Annotated in this window: 14 protein-coding genes; 1 reads left to right on the top strand and 13 read right to left on the bottom strand. The window is 59.2% G+C overall.

The genetic code is table 11. The features are described from left to right. Positions 1-20: 20 nt before the first annotated feature. The 13 genes from AC3I0A_RS22455 to yaaA all read right to left on the bottom strand — a co-directional run bounded on the left by AC3I0A_RS22455 (position 21) and on the right by yaaA (position 18,118). Entirely contained in the window at positions 21-1,472 is a 1,452-nt protein-coding gene (locus tag AC3I0A_RS22455; protein WP_489374781.1) for a mannose-1-phosphate guanylyltransferase/mannose-6-phosphate isomerase, read from the bottom strand. Between the two features lie 213 nt (positions 1,473-1,685). Further along, a complete protein-coding gene (locus tag AC3I0A_RS22450; RefSeq protein WP_489374780.1) occupies positions 1,686-2,339 on the bottom strand; it encodes an alginate O-acetyltransferase AlgF in 654 nt (217 codons plus the stop codon). A 16-nt stretch (positions 2,340-2,355) separates the two neighbouring features. After that, positions 2,356-3,531 carry an alginate O-acetyltransferase gene (locus tag AC3I0A_RS22445; protein ID WP_489374779.1) on the bottom strand — a complete coding sequence of 392 codons (1,176 nt, stop codon included), beginning with the start codon at positions 3,529-3,531 and terminating at the stop codon, positions 2,356-2,358. 11 nt (positions 3,532-3,542) lie between these two features. Continuing rightward, on the bottom strand, positions 3,543-5,102 hold the full coding sequence (locus tag AC3I0A_RS22440) for an MBOAT family O-acyltransferase (protein ID WP_489374778.1): 1,560 nt from the start codon (positions 5,100-5,102) through the stop codon (positions 3,543-3,545). Between the two features lie 224 nt (positions 5,103-5,326). Then, on the bottom strand, positions 5,327-6,463 hold the full coding sequence (locus AC3I0A_RS22435; protein ID WP_489374777.1) for a mannuronate-specific alginate lyase: 1,137 nt from the start codon (positions 6,461-6,463) through the stop codon (positions 5,327-5,329). Positions 6,464-6,471: 8 nt separating this feature from the next. Continuing rightward, on the bottom strand, positions 6,472-7,920 hold the full coding sequence (locus tag AC3I0A_RS22430) for an alginate O-acetyltransferase (RefSeq protein ID WP_489374776.1): 1,449 nt from the start codon (positions 7,918-7,920) through the stop codon (positions 6,472-6,474). A gap of 11 nt (positions 7,921-7,931) precedes the next feature. Beyond that, on the bottom strand, positions 7,932-9,509 hold the full coding sequence (gene algG, locus AC3I0A_RS22425) for a mannuronan 5-epimerase AlgG (RefSeq protein WP_489374775.1): 1,578 nt from the start codon (positions 9,507-9,509) through the stop codon (positions 7,932-7,934). Between the two features lie 26 nt (positions 9,510-9,535). Further along, positions 9,536-11,005 (bottom strand): alginate export family protein, encoded by a 1,470-nt coding sequence (locus tag AC3I0A_RS22420; protein ID WP_489374774.1) that lies wholly within the window; start codon positions 11,003-11,005, stop codon positions 9,536-9,538. Then, positions 11,002-12,396, bottom strand: a complete 1,395-nt coding sequence (gene algK, locus AC3I0A_RS22415) for an alginate biosynthesis TPR repeat lipoprotein AlgK (protein ID WP_489374773.1) — start codon at positions 12,394-12,396, stop codon at positions 11,002-11,004. Before algK ends, AC3I0A_RS22420 begins: the two co-directional genes overlap by 4 nt. Positions 12,397-12,414: 18 nt before the next feature. Then, positions 12,415-13,596, bottom strand: a complete 1,182-nt coding sequence (locus AC3I0A_RS22410) for a PilZ domain-containing protein (protein WP_489374772.1) — start codon at positions 13,594-13,596, stop codon at positions 12,415-12,417. 34 nt (positions 13,597-13,630) lie between these two features. Further along, on the bottom strand, positions 13,631-15,112 hold the full coding sequence (alg8, locus tag AC3I0A_RS22405; RefSeq protein ID WP_489374771.1) for a mannuronan synthase: 1,482 nt from the start codon (positions 15,110-15,112) through the stop codon (positions 13,631-13,633). 106 nt (positions 15,113-15,218) lie between these two features. Further along, complete coding sequence (locus AC3I0A_RS22400) at positions 15,219-16,535, bottom strand: nucleotide sugar dehydrogenase (protein ID WP_489374770.1); 1,317 nt, start codon at positions 16,533-16,535, stop codon at positions 15,219-15,221. A gap of 803 nt (positions 16,536-17,338) precedes the next feature. Next, on the bottom strand, positions 17,339-18,118 hold the full coding sequence (yaaA, locus tag AC3I0A_RS22395) for a peroxide stress protein YaaA (RefSeq protein ID WP_489374769.1): 780 nt from the start codon (positions 18,116-18,118) through the stop codon (positions 17,339-17,341). Between the two features lie 305 nt (positions 18,119-18,423). Here yaaA and AC3I0A_RS22390 point away from each other — a divergent pair, with 305 nt between their 5' ends. Then, positions 18,424-19,548: a polysaccharide deacetylase family protein gene (locus tag AC3I0A_RS22390; RefSeq protein WP_489374768.1), complete on the top strand. Its 1,125-nt coding sequence runs from the start codon at positions 18,424-18,426 to the stop codon at positions 19,546-19,548. Positions 19,549-19,664 lie beyond the last annotated feature (116 nt).

Here is a 19,664-nt window from a genome sequence, read left to right as displayed (position 1 = left end):
TTAGCGGTATTACCGATCAATCACTGGGCGATGGTTTTCACCGATACGCCGCGTTCGATCGGGTTGGAGCGACCGTAGATATCTTCAAAACGCTCGATATCGTCTTCGCCCAGGTAGCTGCCCGATTGCACTTCGATGATTTCCAGGGCGATCTTGCCCGGGTTGCGCAAGCGGTGGACCGAGGCGATCGGGATGTAGGTGGACTGGTTTTCAGTGAGCAGGAACACGTTCTCGTCGCAGGTCACTTCGGCGGTGCCGCTGACCACGATCCAGTGTTCGGCGCGGTGGTGGTGCATCTGCAAGGACAGGCACGCGCCCGGCTTGACCGAGATGCGCTTGACCTGGAAGCGTCCGCCCATGTCCACCGAGTCATAGGAACCCCATGGCCGGTAGACCTCGCAGTGGTTTTGGGTTTCGCTGCGGCCCTGTTCGTTGAGGGTGTTGACCATCTGTTTGACGCCCTGGACCTTGTCCTTGTGGGCGATCATCATGGCGTCCTTGGTCTCGACCACGACGATGTTTTCCAGACCGATGATCGACACCAGTTTGCCATTGCCATGGACCATGCAATTGCGGCTGTCCTGGATCACCACGTCGCCTTTGGTGACGTTGCCATTGGCGTCTTTTTCGTTGACTTCCCACAACGACGACCAGCAGCCGACGTCGCTCCAGCCAGCGGTCAGCGGCACGACGCAGGCGCGCTGGGTTTTTTCCATCACGGCGTAGTCGATGGAGTTGTCCGGGCAGCAGGCGAAGGTGGCTGCGTCGATGTCGACGGTGTCGGCATCCTGCACGCTGCGTTCCAGGGTCAGCAGGCAGGTGTCGTAGATGTCCGGATCATGTTTTTTCAACTCTTCCAGGAAGCGGCTGGCGCGGAACAGGAACATGCCGCTGTTCCAGAAATAGCCGCCGGCTTCGACGAACTCGGTAGCGCGTTTTACGTCAGGTTTTTCGACGAAGTGCGACACGCGACTGACACCTTCGGGTAGCAGCGAATCGTTGGTCGACTTGATGTAGCCGTAGCCGGTTTCCGGTTTGGTCGCCGGCACGCCGAACAGCACCATCTCGCCATTCTCGGCCGCCACGGTGGCCAGGGCCAGGGCGCGCTGCAGGGCTTTCTGGTCTTCAAGCACGTGGTCGGCCGGCAGCACCAGCATCAACTCGTCGCGGCCTTCGTTGACCAGCATCATCGCGGTCAGGGCCACGGCCGGTGCAGTGTTGCGGCCGAACGGTTCCATCAGGATGCGTTGGGTGTCGAGGTTGCGGCTGCTCAGCTGCTCGTTGACGATGAAGCGGTGTTCCTTGTTGCAGACCACGATCGGCGTGTCCATACCGTCGAACACCAGGCGTTCGAGGGTTTGCTGGAACAGCGTCTGCTCGCCGGTCAGGGCGAGAAACTGCTTGGGGAATTGCTTGCGCGAAAGCGGCCAAAGACGTGAGCCACTACCACCTGACAAGATTACCGGAATCATGTTGTTTCTCCTTGAATCGAAATAGGTTAGAGCTACTGCGTTCTGTCGTTTCACTCTTGTTTTTGTTCCGTGTCCGATTGACACCTCGGTTCATTGTGGGAGCGAGCTTGCTCGCGAAAGCGGTGGGTCAGCCAACATCATCGTTGAATGTGAAACCGTATTCGCGAGCAAGCTCGCTCCCACAAGGGGAACTGGGTCAATCCGGCAAATTGATTAGCGCGTCGAGACCGGGCGTTTTACCCAGACTGGCGACAAGCTGCTGCCGCTGCCAGTGACGTAGAGCACTGCCGCTTCACCGCGCTCCATGGCGACCGGTTTCACGTCGCCGACTTTTTTGTCGCCTTCATAGAGGGCGAGGCTGACTTTCACCGGGTTGATTTCACGCTCGCCACGGCCCTTGGCGGCCACGGTCGGGATCACTTCGGTCTTGCCATCGGCGGTTTTCAGGGTCAGTGGTTTGTCGCTGAGGTTCTGTACGCGAACCAGGGCTTTCTGCTTGTTCTTGAACGGCGGTTCTTCGATCAATTGTGGCTGGCCGCTGGCGTTGTTGACCAGAGTGTAATAGTGATCAGCCGCGAGTTTCACCGGCAGGCTCTGGCTGCCGACCTTGGCGCTGTAGTCGCCGCCGGGCATGAAGCTGAAGTCACTGCTGCCCAGCGGTGCGACGTCGCTGAGGTTGGCGGTGCCAACGGTGGCACTGACTTCCTGGTTGCTGGCGTTATAGATACGCACGAAGCTCGAGCCTTTTGGTGCGGTCGGGCCGTAAAGGGCGGCGTCGCCGGCCCAGGCTTGCATCGACAGCAGGCTGACGCCGGCAACGAGGGCGAAAGTCTTGGCGAGACGACGAGGAGTAGTAGTGAAAGTCATGTGTTGTACCTCTCTTTCAGTTTTGCGCCCGATCGGGCGTCTCGGATTGGGTGTTTGCTGCTAGGTTTTGTTGGTTTACGCCGGCTTCTTTGAGTTCTGCGACCCACTGTGGGTCGGCGTCGCCGATTTCGTTGTTCACAGGCAGATATCGTTCAGGGAACTCCCAGATCAGCACCTGTGGCGGGCTGTTCTTGAAAGCGTCGCTTTTCAGGTAGCTGAGCATCGGCAGAATCGGGCCGTGGCCGTCTTCGGCGTAATTGACCACGTCGCTTTGCAGGGCCTCTTTCAAGGCACCGACGAAGTTCCAGCTGGGGTTGGCGCTGTAGCTGGTGCCGATCAGTGCCACCGGAACTTCGCTGTCGGCGAACAAGGCGTCGTCACCGGCAGGCTGGTCTTCAGCCACGCGCGTGGTGCGCTTTTCCAGCGGCTCTTGCGGTGGCATCAGGTTGCTGAACAGCGGATCCAGCGGCAGGAACAGGGTCAGGTCGCCCTTGTGCTGTTCGGTTTTCTCGGCTTCGGTGACAAAGCGTTGCGGCGCGCTATTGAGCGGGGTTTTCTCGGCAATCACCTTGGCCAGTTGTTTGGCCGCGATCTCGGCGCCGGTCGGGGTCCAGTGGGTGTCGGTGCGCAGGAACACTTGCTGACCGTTTTGCTTGGCCTGTTGCAGCGGGCCGAGCAGGTCGGGAGCGAGGATCTTGTTGGCCGCTATACGGGCGTGGAAGTCCTTGTACAGATCGGCGTGGATGCTGGCCGGACGTACATCGCCCAGGTGTTCCGGGTACAGGCGAACCTTGGCCGGGACAATCGCCATCACCAGTTTCACGCCGCGCTTCTGCAAGGTCTGGCGCACGCCTTCGACCAGCGCGTAGTTGCCTTGCAGGTTCAGCTCTTCGTTGACGATCGGGTTGAATTCCTCATCGCTGTACAACCACTGATCGCGACCGAGCACGACGCCCGGACGACCTTCGTTGAACAGTTTGAAATCCAGCGCCGCCCAGAGATTGGTGCCCAGGCGCTTGATCGGGAACTCGTCGTCGTAGTGAGTCTCGACGGCTTTTGTCCAGCGACCGTTGAGCACGGTGGTCTCGGCAGTGGTGCTGAAGCCGAAGAAACTGCGCGTCGACCAGACGCCCAAAGCGAGCAGCAGGGCCATAAACAGCGCGATGTAGAGGATGCGTAATGAGCGGGTCATGGTCGGCTCCCTCAGAACTGGAAGTAAAGGAACGGCGAGAAGCTTTGCGCCGAAAGTTTGAGAATCGAAGCCACGAACAGCAGCAGTACCAGGGTGCGCATTGCATAGCGCGGCCAGTCCGCGACCCAGTAGGCCGCTTGGACCTGAGCTTCGGTACCGACGATGTAGCCCGGTTGGTGAATGCTGTTGCCGGCATCACCCGGTACGGCTTTGATCAGACCCGGTTGCGCGGTGGCAGGGCCATCGGCTGGGGTGTCAGCCGCCGGTTTGGCTTTTGGCCGATTGGCGTAGAAGTCCCGCAGGCCGAAGAACGCCAGCGTTGCGTAAGCCAGCACCAGGGTTGCCACTTGCAGGCCGGTGAGGCTGGCGGCGTTGAGTTCCGACAGCGACCACTCGTTGAAGCTGAACATGGCGCCGTACATGCGACCGGCGACGTGCAGGTTTTCCGCGCGGAAGATCACCCAGCCCATGACCACCAGCAGGAAGGTCAGCGCCCAGCGGATCGGGTTGAAGCTGTGTGGCGAGGTGTTCAGACCCAGGGCCTTTTCAATCGCCAGCCACATGCCGTGCCAGGCACCCCAGACGATGTAAGTGATGTTCGCGCCGTGCCACAGACCGCCGAGCAACATGGTCAGGAACAGGTTGCGGTAGGTGGTCAGCGTGCCTTTGCGGTTACCGCCCAGGGTGATGTACAGGTAGTCACGCAGCCAGGTGGAGAGGCTGATGTGCCAGCGCCGCCAGAACTCGGTGATCGACTGGCTGATGTACGGCTGCTTGAAGTTTTCCATGAAGCGGAAACCCATCATCAAGCCCAGGCCAATGGCCATGTCGCTGTAGCCGGAGAAGTCGAAGTACAGCTGCGCGGTGTAGGCCAGTGCGCCGAGCCAGGCATCGCCCGTGGTCGGGTTTTGCAGGGCAAAGCAATGGTCGGCCACGACCGCCAGGGTGTCGGCGATGAAAACCTTCTTGATGAAACCCTGCATGAACCGCGTGGCACCTTCGGAGAACTTGTCGAGGGTGTGGGTGCGGTTGTTGAACTGATCGGCCAGGTCGCGGAAACGCAACACAGGGCCGGCGATCAAGTGCGGGAAGATCGCCACGAACGCCGCGAAGTCGATCAGGTTGCGGGTCGCCGGGGTATCGCCACGGTAGACGTCGATGATGTAGCTGATGGACTCGAAAATGTAGAACGAGATCCCGATCGGCAACAGTACGTGGGTCAGGATGAACGGCGAAAGACCGACCGAAGTCATCATCGCGTTGATGCTGTCCACGCCGAAGTTGGCGTACTTGAAGTAGCCGAGGATGCACAGATCCACCACCACGCCGAGCAACAGCCAGCGTTGCGCAGGTTTGGTGCGAACCCCGGCGGCACCGACTTTCAGGCCGATCCAGTAGTTCCACAGGGTGACGGCCATGAACAGCGCCAGGAAGTCCACTCGCCACCAGGCGTAGAACATGTAGCTGGCAATCAGCAGCAGCAGATTGCGATAGCGTTGCCCGCTCAAATAGTACAAGCCGAGAAAGATCGGCAAGAACAGAAACAGGAACACATTGGATGAGAAAACCATCCCGACTCTCCGTGTTTATCCAACAGTTAAGGGCCAGAGCCCCCCCAACCCCCCCCAACAAAATTCGGGGGGGATGTATTGCATTCGAATCAGTCCACTATCCCCTGTGGGAGCGAGCTTGCTCGCGATTGCGGCCTGACATTCAGCATCGATGTCGACTGACACACCGTCATCGCGAGCAAGCTCGCTCCCACAAGGTTTCCTGCTTGGCAGGAAGTCATGCGTTAGCTGCCTTTGTTGCCTTTCTCATGCGATGGGTCATAGATCTTGGTCAGGTCGCCACCCAGGCGGAAGGTCTTGAACGGCTGCATCTCGCGTTTGCGTTCGAGCACATCCGGCGGGCAGGTGTAGAGGCTGCAGAAGGGTTCGAGCCAGGCGAATTTCGAGTCGACTTTCAGGTCGGTCATGTCCTGTTCTTCACCATTCTTTTCTTCGAACTCGTCAGGGTCTTTGACCCCGGCCAGCACCCGGTCGCCCAGGCGTTTCAGCGCGCCGTTGTTTTCCTGACGCAAGTCCACACCGTTGACCTGAGCGAAGCTGGCAATCATCGCCAGCGGCGGCAGGGCATAGTTGTGATAGGCGAGGGCGCGCTTCTTGCGTTTGAGCTCATTAGGCAAGAAGCCTTGCGCGTCGACCTGGTTGACGCCGACTTTGTATTCCTTCACCGCCCAATCGAACAGGTCGCGGCGATCGGTCGCCACGGCGGTGGCCATGACTGACCAGGCAGCCCAGTACGAGTGGTTGTTGGTTTGTTCCAGCGGCAGGTTGTCCCAATCGCTGACTACCTGATCGGCCATTTTGCTGAACCAGGCTTCGATCAATTGCGACTCTTGCTGGTGGTTCGCCAACGGGTGCGAGTCGGAGAACTTCAGGCGGATGTAGGACGAAGCCATACTGCCCAGCGCCCATTTGCGCATGGACTTGCCGGTGTGGTTGAAGTCCTTGGACATCAGCGCATCGGCCTTGGCCCAGGTGGTCAACCAGTTCAGGGTGCACTCGAGCTGTTCCGGACGACCGTCGCGCATGAATTGCATCACCTGTTTGCTGGTGCCGCGCTCCAGCTTGGTGATGTCGGCAGTGGCATCGCGGAAGGCTTTTTCCGATTTCTCATTGAGGGTCGAACGGGCCTTGTCGGAGCCTTCATATTTGCTGCGAAATTGCAGTTCCCGGGTGTACGGCGCGGGCATCGCGCCGCAGCTTTCGGCCTTGTCACCGGTCTTGATTTTTTCTATCGGCGCGTTGTAACCCTGAGGCGGGCGCAATGGCGCCGCGGCCTGTGCGGTGCCGGCGAAAATGGCCAGCCCCAGCAGAGTCGGCGCCAGCAGTTTTTTCATCGTCAGTGTTCGAGTTCTAGCGTGCATAGGTAACCTCATTGCCCGGTTTGAGCGGTACGTCGCTCAGCACCCGGGAACACGTTGCGTTTGCATACTTTCGCTTCGACCTTCTGCGCAGCGGCACCGGCTTGCGGACCCTGGACCTCTACGGCCAGCAGGGTCTGCGAGGCCCAATCTTCGTCAGTGCGCAGTTCAAAGGCGAAACGCCCGTCGGTGTCGGATGTTTCCGGTTTGTCGATCTTGATGTCCTCATGGCGCCCGTTCATGTACCAGAGGGTGGCTTGCAAGGTTTTCACCGATGGGTCGGCGAAGCGGATGTCGACCTGATGAGTGCTGTTACGCAAGTCCATGTTCTTGCTGTTGACCATCAGCTCGTTCTTGCCGGGCTTGAGGGTGGTGCTGCTGCTCATCAGTGCTTCTTTGCCTTCGCAGCCGTTGTCGAGCAGCGCCATCATCTGTCGATAAGTGGTTTCCTGATCGAGGCGATACAGCGGCGAGAATTCCCAGATGAGAATCTTCGGTGGATTTTTCTGGAACTCTTCGCTGCCCAGGTACTGCAGCATCGAGCCTTCCAGGCCACCGCCGGGGAAGGCAACGTTGAGGATGTCGGCGCCGATGGCTTCTTCCAGGAAGCCGGCGAAGTTGTAGTTCTTGCCGCTGTGGCTGGTGCCGACCAGGGTGATTTCCGGATTTCCGGATTCACCGAACAGATCGCCATCGGCCGCTTCGCCTTTTGGCTCGGTGGTGAATTGATCCATGTACTGGATCGCGTAGCTAGTGCCACAGAGTTGACCAGCCATATTGTGTAACGTTCCGGTCTTACCCATGCGCCCCGACTTGTGGGACTCGAATTCACGCTTGGGAATGTCGGCGAAGGCCGGAATTTGCTTGACCTTTTCACCGACGATTTTCGCCGTGCGCTGGGCGCCGTACGGGGTCCAGTGCTGGTCGCCGCGGAAGTAGAAATCGTGGGCCGACAGTTCGTCGCCTAATTGCTCATTGGTCAACGGCGACAGGTCCGGCACCACATAACCCATGGCGGCGAAACGTCCGAGCATGGCTTTGTAGTTGCTCAGGGCCTTGTCGAAATCGAATCGGGCTTTGTCTTCCGGGTTCAGCTTGCTGCGGTTCACCAGGCCACGGGTCGGCTGGTAAACCACCACCAGTTCCACGCCTTTGCTCTTGAACGCATCGTGCAGTTCTTTCATGCGTTTGTAGCCGGCGGGCGTGGTATTGAACTCGGTGCGCAAATCTTCCTGGGTCCGGAATAGCCAGTCGCCCTGGGCTTGTATCAGGGTGGTGAAGTTCTGCTGATAGCGAGTGGTGTAGTTCTTCGCGTCGTGAGCTGCCGGGCACAGGTTGCAGCACGGCTCGGCGGTGAAGCTCGGCGCTTTGGCGTCGTCGGCATTCGCGCCGCCGCTGGCGGCAAGAATCGCCGCAGTCAGGCCCGAGAGACTGAGTAGTTTGATCAAGTGTGGGTGCATAAAGATTATCCTCAGTCCCGCAGTTTGGTCTGGCGTTCGACAGGGTCGATCAGCACGGCTTTCTGCTGGCGCACCAGCAGGTCGAGAATTTCATCCTGGCGCTCGCCAAGAATCCCCGAGAAGCTGATGCCGCTGGATTTGGTTGGAGCGAGCATCGATACCCGGTACAGCTCGACGCTCAGCGGCGAGTCGATGGACAGCGGTCCGCTGCCGTTGGCGGCCAGTTCGCCACCGACCACGATCAGCGAGACCTGGGCATCGAATGGATCGAGCTTGATGTCACGGTCGGTGTCGCTCAGGTCCTTGATGTGGCCGTAGACACCGGTCAGGCCGTTGGCCATCGCGAGGTTTTCGTAGAGGCGAATGTTCACGCTGTTACGAATACGGATGCCGTGACGTTTGTTGCTGATCACCTTGTTGCCCCACAGCAGGTTGTCGGCACTCTCGTAGAGGGTGATGCCGTCGGTGTGGTTCTTGTAGATCTCGTTGTAGGCGATCAGGTTGTTGACGCTGTTTCGGTCAATCACCAGCCCCGACTTGTGGTTGTCGTAGCTGCGGTTGTTGAAGATGAAGCTGTTGTTCACTTCGCGGGAAATGATGATCCCGTGCTTCTTTTTGGTCCCGTACACCGTATTGTCGGCAATGATCAGACCGTGGGAACGGTCATGGGGGTCGATGCCGTAGACGATGTTGTCGCGGTAGGTACTGCCCTTGACCACGAAGCCCTGGGTTTCGTAGCAGTAGAAGCCGTACCACATGTCCGAGAACTCGGAGCCGACGATCCAGCCGGTAGGTTCCGCACGCTTGAGGACCTTGGCCATGTTCGGCGTGTACTGGGAAATACTCACACCGTAGGACTTACTGTTGGCGTAGCCGAAGCTGGCCATTTTGCTGTTGACGATGTAGGTCTCGGTGCCACCCCAGGCCAGCAGGAACGGACGGAATTCTTTCGGTGAACGGAAGGTCGCCGGGCCGTTTTCCTTTTCGCGCCAGCCGGTGATTTTGGTATCACGCACGAACAGCTGACCGTCGTTGACCAGGAACGAACCGGCCTCCTGGGACAGGCGCAACTCCTGGGTCTGCTTGTCGATTTCGAGGATGCCTTTGTTACCGACCACGATCGGCAGCCTGGCCAGGAACACACCCGGCGAGGTTTCGCTGAAGTATTGCTTGGGCAGGTGCCTGGTCAGGTCCTTGAGGTTCATGTAGCCATCGTCGATAAAGATCGCCTGGGGAATGCCGTGTTGACGCACCACCCATTCGGCCATCTTGTTATCGCCGCCGATGAAGTCCTTCAGTGCGTCTTCCTGCATCATCCGCCGCACGCTGACCTTGCCGGCTTTGCTGCGCACGATCTTCGCCGCTGCCGCCTCGGCGGTGTAGCCGGAGATGTCGGGCAGTTTCGGTGTGGCCAGCTCCAGCGGCCCGGTCGGCGCGCTGGTGACGGTGTAGGTTTTAGCCTGTTGCAGCCCCTTGGCCACCGTCGCCGGTTTGCTCACCGGTTCGACGCTGGCGAAGGCCGCCGCGCTGGCCAGCAGCAGCGCGCCGGCCAACAGGCTGATCGAGCCCTTGATGGCTAGACTATTCATCTCACGCACTCCCTTGGCCGCACGCATCAGAACTTCCAGACGACATCGACAAAGGCACGATGCATGTACGAGTCGACTTCCTTGCCATAGGCATCGCCCGGCTTGAACACGCCGCCGCGCAAGCGCACCAGCGCCGCCGGTTCATCGATCGACTGGCTCAACCCTGCTGGCAGCAGGCCTTGCTTGAAGTACTTGGTGACCACCAGATCCACTTCCTGACCGAGGTCTTTCTTGCCGTCTTCCAGCGGCGGCAGGGCCGTGGTGGAAAGCTCGTCGGTGGTGGGAGCGTTGATGCCGCTGCTGCCGACTTCCTTGTTGCCATCGACGCGCCAGAACTTGTGGTAGACCAGGCTGGCGTCGTACTCATCGTTGCGCATCCACGAGCCGAACAGGGTGGCGGACTGCATGTTTTTCATTTCGCCACGGAAGGCCTCGCCGAAACGGTGAACCCGTGAGCGGGTGCCGGTGTAGTTCGAGCGGTTGCTTTCCAGACCGTTCTGCTCGTAATCGGCACTGGCGCGGGCGTAGGCGCCACCGACTTGCCAGCTCGGATCCAGGCGCAGACGCAGGCCCATATCAGTGGCCCAGCCGTCGACGTTGCCGCTGGTTTTGGCTTGCTCCGGGCTGTTGCCCTCGGCAGTCAGCTTGTTGACGGTGTCGCGCTCGCCCGACATGCCGGTGACGCTGCCCCAGTAGTTGAGGGTGTTGGTATTGCGGTAGTTGTAGGCGTCGCTGTTGGCTTCCAGACCGAGCCAGGTCAGGTCGCCGTTCTTTTCCTTGTCCAGCGAGTCGGCGGCTACACCAGGAGTCGGATAGTCGAGCTTGCCGTCATCATGGGTGTGGTGGCCGCGCACGCCGACCCAATTGCCGGGTGTCCATTGAGTCGAGATATCGCCGAAGACGTGCAGGCGATCCTTGTCTTCGGGCGACAGCTCGGTCAGGTCGGTGCGGTATTCGCTGAAGCGTTCGGCGACACCGACGTTGGCTTTCAACAAGGTGGTGTCGAAGGTCCAGGCCAGGGCTTCGATATTGGTGTCGCGCCATTGTCCATCGTCGTTGTGCAAGCGTTGGCGGCCGAGTTTCAGTATCTCGCCGGGGTAAGGCGTCAGGCCGCCGTAGCCGACCCAGAATTCGCGCATCGCCAGGTAGTTCTTTTTGCTCTTGCGATCACCGTTGTCGGTGGTCTGGGTGCCGTCGCTGTCCGACTGTTGCAGGGTGTCGGTCTCGATAATGTCGGTCGAGGTCACGGCCTGGCCCATGGCATAGGCACTCCAGTTACCGCTTTCGCCGTAGACCCACGGACGCAGGTCGAGGCCGACACCATTGACGTCGCCGCCTTTGGCGGTGCCGAGGTCACGGTCATCTTCCGATTGACCGGTGATTTTCACGTCCAGACCGTAGTTCTTCTCGTCGGTCAGGGCAGCCAGTGTCGGGCAGGACCACAGCAGGGCGAAGCCCAGGCCAATGCCAGCTTTTACAAAGGGATTCAACTTCATAGGGATTCCTCGCCGTTTTCTTCTTGCAGGGCGTGCAGGTCCAGCGGGTTTTGGCTCAAGGTGCTACGCATGGCCTGTTCTTGTTGCAACAGGCGTTGGGCCTCGGCGCGCCGGGCAGGTGGCAGTTGGGCTTCAAGTGTTTGTGCAAGCTCATTGGCCTGCGGGGTGTTCTGGGCCTTGGCCAGTTGGCTGAAGACATAGGCATTGACCGGGTCGGGCCTGGTGCCTTTGCCTTGAGAGAACAACTGGGCGATCGCAAAGTCGGCGCTGTTCTGGCCATTGCGGGCGGCAGTCAGCAAGTGCTTCAGGGCTTTGTCCGGATAGACCTGGCCGAGGTAGCCACGGCGATAGATCTGGCCGAGGTAGTAATCGGCGGCAATTTCCCGGCCGACAGCTTTCTGGAAATGCGCTTGCGCCTGTTTGGCGTCGGCTGGCACCCATTTGCCGTCGTAGTAGAGCTTGCCCAGCAGCAGTTCGGCTCGCGGCAGGTCAGCGGCGCGGCCGTTGTCCAGATATTTCATCATCTTGTCGACGTCGCCCAATTCGGGGAAGTCGTAGAGCAATTGCGCCAGGCTGACCCAGGAAGCGGGGTAACCGGGGGCGATTTGCTCGAGCATGCTCTGCGCGGTTTTCTCGTCGGTCTTGCCGAGGGTGGCATCACCGAGTACGCGAGCGACGCTGTCCATCCGCTGAGCGGAAACCGTCCCGGCGGTGTAACCGGCTTGCAGCTGCTTGAGCAGTTCGGCCTGTTGCTCGGGCTGGGCGCGTTTCTGGTAGACAGTGGCCAGTTCGACGTAGCAGATGTCGGTGGTGTGGAGTGCCGCTTTGCAGATCTTTTCGACCTCGCCCAGGTTCTGGTCATAGCTGCCTTGGGTGCGATAGAGCAGCACCTGCGCCAGACCCGCTTCGGGGTAACCGGCAGCGCGCCATTTGCTGATCTCTTGCTGGGCGTTGACGTTCGGGAAGCTGTGCGGGAATTGCAGGTAGAGCATCGCCAGCGGAATCAGGGTGTTGCCTTCGCCATTGGCGGAGGCTTTTTTCAGCAGGCCTTCGGCTTCGTGCTGTTCGGCTTCGGTGGCGCCAGGTTTGGCCACCAACAGACGACCCAGACGTGCCTGAGCCCGCGGCGAGGTGGCGACGGCCGCGCGGTAAGTCGCTTCGGCCTGTTTGACCTGCGCCGGGTCGCGGCTGTCCACCTGGATATCGGCCAGACCGACCTGTGCTTCGCTGTAACCCAGCTCCGCCAGCTGCTTGTAGTTTTGCGCCGCCAGCGCGGTGTCGCCGCGCTTGAGGGCTTCATTGGCCAGGCGCTGGTCGGGCAGACCGGCGCAACCGGCCAGGCTGATGGCCAACGCTAGCGCGCAGACCGGGGGCAAGGTTCTTAAGTTCATCACAGGCATGTCCTCCGCTTAAAGACCAGCGGCTGTGGCTTTATCCAGCAGCCAGTTCAGGGATGGACCGCGATCGCTGCTCACAGCCACCGGGCGACCGGCAAAAGCGCTGTCCAGCGGCTCATCGGGCTTGATCTGCACGCGGATGTCGGACGACAGGTCGCTGCTTTTCAGGCTGGAGCTGCTGACGATCTTGCCGCGGCGCATGGAGTCTTCACCGGCGATCTGGAAGTTCACTGGCGTACCCGGACGCACGTCGGCGAACTGGCGATAGGAGAAGCGTGCTTCAACGTTGGCCTCGCTGTTGCGTGGCACCAGTTCGAAAATCACGTCGCCTTTGCTGGCGTACTGGCCGTCGGAGACTGCCTGTCGGGCCACGATGCAGTCGCATGGCGAGGTCAGGGTGCCGGTCATTTGCTTGCCGAACAGTTCTGCAACCTTGGCCGGTTGCAACTGGTCTTCGTCCAGATGGCCCTTGAGCACGTCGAGCATGCTGGTGCTGAAGGTCGCCAGCGGTGCGCCTTTGGCGGCGACGCCGTCGGCCTTGATCAGGCTCTGCACCATACCGTCGCGGGGCATGGTGACATTCATGCCGGACACGCTGACCAGACCGGCCTGAGCGTGGCTGACGAAGTACATGCCGTACACCGACTTGAAGATGAAACCGAAGGCCGCCAGGCCGACGAGGAAAATCGCAAAGCTGAAAGTCACTGCACGCAGTCGACCGATCGCGGTCATGCCGCTGCCGCCGTCCTTGACCTTGCGCGCCTTGGTGAAGTTGTCGCGCTGCAGGGTGGCCAGCACTTCACCCATGGTCACGAGGTCACCGCTCAGGTGCGAGGTGATCAAGTGGCGCAAGGTCGAGATGTCTTGTTGTTCCAGGTTCTGGAACTGGCAACCGGTGCGGCCGGACTGACGGTCGTAAGAGCGGACCTGCAATTCGACATCCATGGCAAGGCCGAGGTTGTCGATGACGAATTGCAGGCGACCTTTGTGTACGGCGCCGACAGTCAGGTTCTTTTGCGGCCCGGCGTTGAAGCACAGGCCACCGGCGGAAAGGTCTTCGACCCGCGCCACCAGAGGGGTGCCGGTGCTGTCGACAAAGCGCAGTCTGGCCGGGATTCTGACCCGGGCGTGTTGGCGCTGGGCTTCGGATTCATGCACCACGTTGGAGTTTTGAGCGTTCATTTGGCTGTTCATCGATGTAATTCCTAGTTAATTCAGGCGAGGCAGGTCAGACCATCATCATCAGCACGGCGACGAATATGCTGCCGGCGGAGAAGGTCATGGTCCGAGACGACCAGGTATTGAACCAACGTTGAAAGCTGGCGAGATCACGGGTCAGTTTGGTGTCCTGGCGGGTCCAGGACTGTTGATCGAGGCGGAAGAACACGTAGATCTTCACCAGCGCGCCGACGATCTGGTTGTAATAGAGAATCATCGGATAGGCCGGACCGATCTTGTGCCCCGAGCAGGCCAGCAACAGGGTCAGAAGCAACCGGGTGATGCCGATCCACAGCAGGTACACCAGGATGAAAGCGGTGCCGTATTTGACGCTGGCGATGATTGCGACCGTCAGGCCAAGCAGTGAGCTCCACATCGACACACGCTGATCGAACAGCACTACCGAGGTGAACAAGCCCAGACGTTTCATCCCCAGGCCCAGTGCGCGGGAGTTCTGCCGCAGGTTGTTGCCATACCAGCGGAACATCAGCTTGCGACTGGCCTTGATGAAGCTCTTTTCCGGCGGGTGTTCAACGGTGTTGATCGCGGCGTCCGGCACATAGAAAGTGTCGTAGCCCAGGCGCATCAGGCTGAACCAGCTGGACTTGTCGTCGCCGGTAAGAAACTTGAAGCGGCCCAGACGCCAGTGTTGCAGCGAGTCGCTTTCGACGTCGGCGATGAAGTCCGGGTCGGTGACCACGGTGGCGCGGAATACCGACATGCGTCCGGTCATGGTCAGCACGCGCTTGGACAACGCCATGGAGCACATGTTGATGTGACGCTGGGCAAAGCGCAGTTTGTGCCACTCGGCCATGATGTAGCCGCCGCGTACTTCGCAGAACTCGTTGGTGGTCAGGCCGCCGACGTTGCCGAACAGCTGGAACCAGGGCACGGTTTTGCGCACGACGCCTGGGGCCAGCACGGTGTCGCCATCGATCACTGCAACCACTGCGCGGTCATCCGGCAGGTGGCGGGAGATGGCGCGGAAACCGAAGGCCAGGCCGTCACGTTTGCCGGTACCGGCGATGCGCACGAAGTCGAGCTTCACATGAGCCGGCGGCTTCATTTTTTCCCAGAGGCTTTTGACCAGCAACTCATCGGACATTTCCACCAGCGAACAGACCACTGTGGTCGGGAAGCCGCATTCCATGGCTTCGCGGATCACCGAGCTGTAGACCTGTGCAGTGGTCAGCGCATCGATACGAAAGCTGGTGACCATCAGGAACACGTGGGACGGGTCAGCCGCTTTGCCGAGCTTGCGCACTTTGCGCCGCAGGTGCGGATAGACCACGTACAAAAACAGCATGCCGCGCAAAAAGTGCGTGGCACCCATGGAGTAGCGCCAGATGCCCACGACGCCAATCAGGAAGATGAAGTCCTTCGACTCGGAGTCGAATGTGGACGTAGGCAACGCAGTGGCGATGCCCAGCAATAAACTTAGATAAAACAGCCAACCGGCGGCCTGAAGTAGGCCGTGCTTTAGCCTGTGCATAATCTGCATCCGTCTCGATCTCGGGCGAGCCAGTAGGGTGGCCCGATGGGGTTAAGGCAGGCGAAAGTCCGGCCGGGGGCTTTGAACCCCCGGCCGGAATATTGACTTACCAGCAGATGCCTTCAGTCCGGCCACTCACGCTGGTGGCTTTGGACATGAACCCGACCAGGTCGATGACCTGTTTGCCGGCAGGTGCGTTCTCGGCCAGGGCGCGGAACTTCTCGTCACGGTTGCCGAGGATGATCACGTCGGAGTTGCCGATCACTGCGTCGAAGTCCGAGTTGAGCAAGGACGAGACGTGAGGGATCTTCGACTCGATGTAGTCCTTGTTCGCACCGTGGACGCGGGCGTATTCGACGTTGGCGTCGTAGATGCTCAGGTCGTAGCCTTTGCCGATCAGCATTTCCGCCAGCTCTACCAGCGGGCTTTCGCGCAGGTCATCGGTGCCGGCCTTGAAGCTCAAGCCGAGCAGGGCGACTTTGCGTTTGTCGTGGCTGGAGACGATGTCGAAGGCGTTCTGCACCTGGGACACGTTGCTGCGCATCAGCGAGTTGAGCAGCGGCGCGTCGACGTCCAGGGTACTGGCGCGATAGGTCAGGGCGCGGACGTCTTTTGGCAGGCAAGAGCCGCCGAAAGCAAAGCCCGGGCGCATGTAGTACTGGGACAGGTTGAGAGTCTTGTCCTGGCAGACCACTTCCATCACTTCGCGACCGTCGACACCGACCGCTTTGGCGATGTTGCCGATTTCGTTGGCGAAGGTCACTTTGGTCGCATGCCAGACGTTGCAGGTGTACTTGATCATCTCGGCGACTTCGATGTCCTTGCGGATGATCGGAGCGTCGAGCTCTTCGTACAGCGATTGCAGAACATCACCGGAGGCTGTGTCGAACTCGCCGATCACGGTCATCGGTGGCAGGTCGTAGTCCGCGATCGCGGTGCTTTCACGCAGGAACTCAGGGTTGACCGCGACACCGAAATCGACGCCGGCTTTCTTGCCGGAGCAGTCTTCGAGGATCGGGATCACCACGTTCTTCACGGTGCCTGGCAATACGGTGCTGCGGACCACGATGGTGTGGCGGGTGGTCTTGTCACGCAGGACAAAACCGATCTCGCGGCACACCGCTTCGATGTAGTTGAGTTCCAGATCGCCGTTCTTTTTGCTCGGGGTGCCGACGCAGATCATCGACAGGTCGGTATCGCGAATCGCTTCCGCGAAATTGGTGGTGCCGCGCAGACGACCGGTTTGAATACCTTGGGTCAGAAGTTCGCCCAGACCGGGTTCGACGATCGGTGATTTACCGGCGTTGATCAAGTCGATCTTGTCTTTGGAGATATCTACGCCAACGACCTCATGGCCCCGTGCAGACAGGCAACCGGCACATACTGCACCGACGTAACCCAAACCAAATATGCTGATGCGCATCGCATTTACCTCTGTATTTATGACGCCATTAGATGGCCGGAATTAATGATGTTCAACGGTCATAGTGCACTCGCAAGTGTGCGGTGCAGACACCATAGTGCCGTGTGCAGGCATACTAAGTTCCGAGTGTCTAAAGAGTGCACTCAAGGTGTGCGTAACGTGGCCTTATTGTAATGACCTGCCCTGTTATGCAGCCGGTCTTCCTCGGGAAGACATTCGTGCAAAGATTTTTCTCGCACTCGACAATCGACTTAAAGCCAGCAAAATCAAGTGGTTGTGCGCTCAGGTGAGCACAATTGTAGGGGCGCGGCCTTGGCCTTTTAGGGGATAGTTATGCTGCGTTATCTCCCATCCTTCATGTGTATTTCAAATGGGTGAGCAGAGTATCGTCATGTATATGACAACTTTGCTGTCTGTTCACCCCTCTGCGTAAGTTATCTCGTACAAGCCTCAAGATAATCGTTACGGAGGGTATGAACGACGCATCTGGACATAGTTCCGGGCCACTGATCCTGAAATCTGAAATTTCTTGAAATATTGCCAAAGATGGCACTGCTTTTATATTGATGGCACTTTCCGTTCAGCCCTTTGTTAATGGGGGCTTAACTGCGTTAGATGGTTTTGTGCCACTACCCACAAAAAAAATAAGTGCCACTACTGAAAAAAATTACATAGGTCGAGTGAACGAATAGTTATGAAAAGCTAAAGTGATATTTTTGACGCCATAATAATGGCGTATCAGGCGGGAGAAATCGTCAACGAAATACAGTCCGGCGCACCTGCAGGTGCGCCGAAAGAGTGCTTTATTCGGGGGCGTGGTCGCGCAGAAAAACCAGAGTATCGGGTTTGGACTGTTCGGCACTGAAGCGGTAACCCTGCACATCGAATTGCTTGAGTGCCTGCGGGTCGTTGATGCGCTCGGAAATAACGAAGCGGCTCATCATGCCGCGGGCCTTTTTCGCGTAGAAACTGATGATTTTGTACTGGCCGTTCTTCAGGTCCTTGAACTCGGTATTGATGATCCGCGCGTTCAGGGCCGAGCGTTTGACCGCCGAGAAGTATTCGTTGGAGGCCAGGTTGAGCAACACATCGTCGCCCTGGTCAGCCAGGGCTTCGTTCAGCCACTCGCTTATCCTGGTGCCCCAGAAGGCGTACAGGTCCTTGCCACGGGCGTTGGCCAGTTTGGTGCCCATCTCCAGCCGATAAGGCTGCATCAGGTCCAGTGGGCGGAGCAGGCCGTACAGGCCCGACAGCAGGCGCAAGTGTTGCTGGGCGTAATCGAAATCCGCCTCGCTGAAGGTTTCGGCATTCATGCCGGTATAAACATCACCTTTAAAGGCCAGCAGCGCCTGCTTGGCGTTGGCCTGGGTGAAGGCCGGAGTCCAGCTGCCGAAACGTGCGGCGTTGAGCCCGCCGATCTTGTCGGAAACGTGCATCAACTCACTGATCTGCGCCGGGCTCAGCTCGCGTAACTGCTGGATCAACTCCTGGGAGTGATCGAGGTATTGCGGCTGGGTGAAGCGCTGGGTCACCGGCGGGGTTTGGTAATCGAGGGTCTTGGCTGGGGAAATCACCATCAGCATGAAGTCGTCTCCTGAAATCGTGGGGGGATTCTAGGGGGTTGTATGAGTTGACTCCAGTTATGGAGGTTATAGAGGGATCGATGGTGGTCGCGGTCCTGTGGCGAGGGAGCTTGCTCCCGCTCGGGCGCGAAGCGGCCGTAAAGCCAACCGATGAGTTTTACCTGACAAAACGCGATTGCAGATTTCAGGACTGCTTCGCAGCCCAGCGGGAGCAAGCTCCCTCGCCACAATGAGTTCGCTGGAGAGACGGGGGAATACTTCAGATCAGCTATAGTGCCGCGCGGGTTTTGTTATGGAGACATCCTTTGCGTATCGCTTTGCTTTTCTCGGCCTGGTTGTTCAGCCTCGGCGCCATCGCTGCACCAAATGATGTTGCCACGCTGGATCGCAGCACCTGGCCGGAACAACTGACCAGTCCGACGTTGTTCGATGTGGCGTCGCGGGCAGAGATCCTCACCTTCGCTCGCGCCTTGCTCGCCAGCGAGGCGCTGGACGAGGCCGCATTAAAGCAGCGACTGGGGCTGCGGATGATCAATCTGGAGTCGATCAATCGCGTTCGTCAGCGGATGTGGCAGCGTCTGCTCGCCAACTACAACTTCGCCCAGCAAAGCTGTGATCAGGACGCCTCCTTCTGTTACCTGGTCGAAGACCTGGACAGCCTGCGCGAACAGGCCGGCAAGTTTCAGGTTGCGGCCGACTCCTACTACACACGCTGGGCCGAACCGAGCCGCAGCTTCCATGAGCGTTATCTGGACGAGCAACTGCGCAAGGCGGCGCTGTTTCCTCAAACCAGCAGCGAAATCGATCGTTTTGGCGACTACGAGCGCAACGGCGACGAACTCAACGACCGGTTGTTTTTGCTGACCTTCGACAGCGCCGCTGCAGCCTCGCCGGATAACACCGCGTGGCTCACTGAATACCTGCGCAAATCGAACATGAGCGGGACCTTCTTTGTGCTGGGCAGCGAAATCCAGGCGCGCCTGGCCCAGCGTTCGGTGGCTGATTTACAGACGTTGTATTCAACGCAATGCGTCGGCGTGCAGGGCTGGGAGTACCGCTCCCATAGTCATTGGCAGGATTGGCAATACTCGATCGAGCGCAGCACCGAACTGCTGAAGGGCAAATTGCCGGAAAACTACGTGCCGCTGTTTCGTCCGCCCTACGGCCAGCGTCGCGCCGACGGCGAAGGGTTTTTCAAGGCTCAGGGGTTGCAGGTCGCTTTATGGGACATCGACCCTCAGGATGCCGGCGGCAAGCTCAAGGCTCAAGAGAGCGGCCAGCGGGTGTTGACGCTGATGCTGCTGTGGCGGCGCGGGGTAATCAATTTCAATGTCAAACAGGACGCGGTAAAAACCGCAATGCCTTGGCTGGTCAGGCAAACCGCGCAAAGCGGGATCGGCTGGGAGGATTGTCAGGACGCTTTTCGCTGAAAAGGCAAAAAACCAGCAATCATTGGGGGAAAGGGTAAGACCGGAAGGTTTTTTGCGAGATTTCGATGCAGGCGGACTTCTGACTTTAACGGGGTGATGGCAGTCCGCCAAGTGCT

The sequence above is a fragment of the Pseudomonas sp. KH_024_B2 genome (assembly GCF_057839965.1).
Note: the sequence above shows the minus strand (reverse complement) of the source record. Positions and strands in the feature narration are given on the sequence as shown.

What these genes read in the sequence shown, in the direction of transcription:
- AC3I0A_RS22455 (WP_489374781.1), bottom strand. Translation starts at nt 1,472, where the DNA reads ATGATTCCGGTAATCTTGTCAGGTGGTAGTGGCTCACGTCTTTGGCCG.
- AC3I0A_RS22450 (WP_489374780.1), bottom strand. Translation starts at nt 2,339, where the DNA reads ATGACTTTCACTACTACTCCTCGTCGTCTCGCCAAGACTTTCGCCCTC.
- AC3I0A_RS22445 (WP_489374779.1), bottom strand. Translation starts at nt 3,531, where the DNA reads ATGACCCGCTCATTACGCATCCTCTACATCGCGCTGTTTATGGCCCTG.
- AC3I0A_RS22440 (WP_489374778.1), bottom strand. Translation starts at nt 5,102, where the DNA reads ATGGTTTTCTCATCCAATGTGTTCCTGTTTCTGTTCTTGCCGATCTTT.
- AC3I0A_RS22435 (WP_489374777.1), bottom strand. Translation starts at nt 6,463, where the DNA reads ATGCACGCTAGAACTCGAACACTGACGATGAAAAAACTGCTGGCGCCG.
- AC3I0A_RS22430 (WP_489374776.1), bottom strand. Translation starts at nt 7,920, where the DNA reads ATGCACCCACACTTGATCAAACTACTCAGTCTCTCGGGCCTGACTGCG.
- algG (WP_489374775.1), bottom strand. Translation starts at nt 9,509, where the DNA reads ATGAATAGTCTAGCCATCAAGGGCTCGATCAGCCTGTTGGCCGGCGCG.
- AC3I0A_RS22420 (WP_489374774.1), bottom strand. Translation starts at nt 11,005, where the DNA reads ATGAAGTTGAATCCCTTTGTAAAAGCTGGCATTGGCCTGGGCTTCGCC.
- algK (WP_489374773.1), bottom strand. Translation starts at nt 12,396, where the DNA reads ATGAACTTAAGAACCTTGCCCCCGGTCTGCGCGCTAGCGTTGGCCATC.
- AC3I0A_RS22410 (WP_489374772.1), bottom strand. Translation starts at nt 13,596, where the DNA reads ATGAACAGCCAAATGAACGCTCAAAACTCCAACGTGGTGCATGAATCC.
- alg8 (WP_489374771.1), bottom strand. Translation starts at nt 15,112, where the DNA reads ATGCACAGGCTAAAGCACGGCCTACTTCAGGCCGCCGGTTGGCTGTTT.
- AC3I0A_RS22400 (WP_489374770.1), bottom strand. Translation starts at nt 16,535, where the DNA reads ATGCGCATCAGCATATTTGGTTTGGGTTACGTCGGTGCAGTATGTGCC.
- yaaA (WP_489374769.1), bottom strand. Translation starts at nt 18,118, where the DNA reads ATGCTGATGGTGATTTCCCCAGCCAAGACCCTCGATTACCAAACCCCG.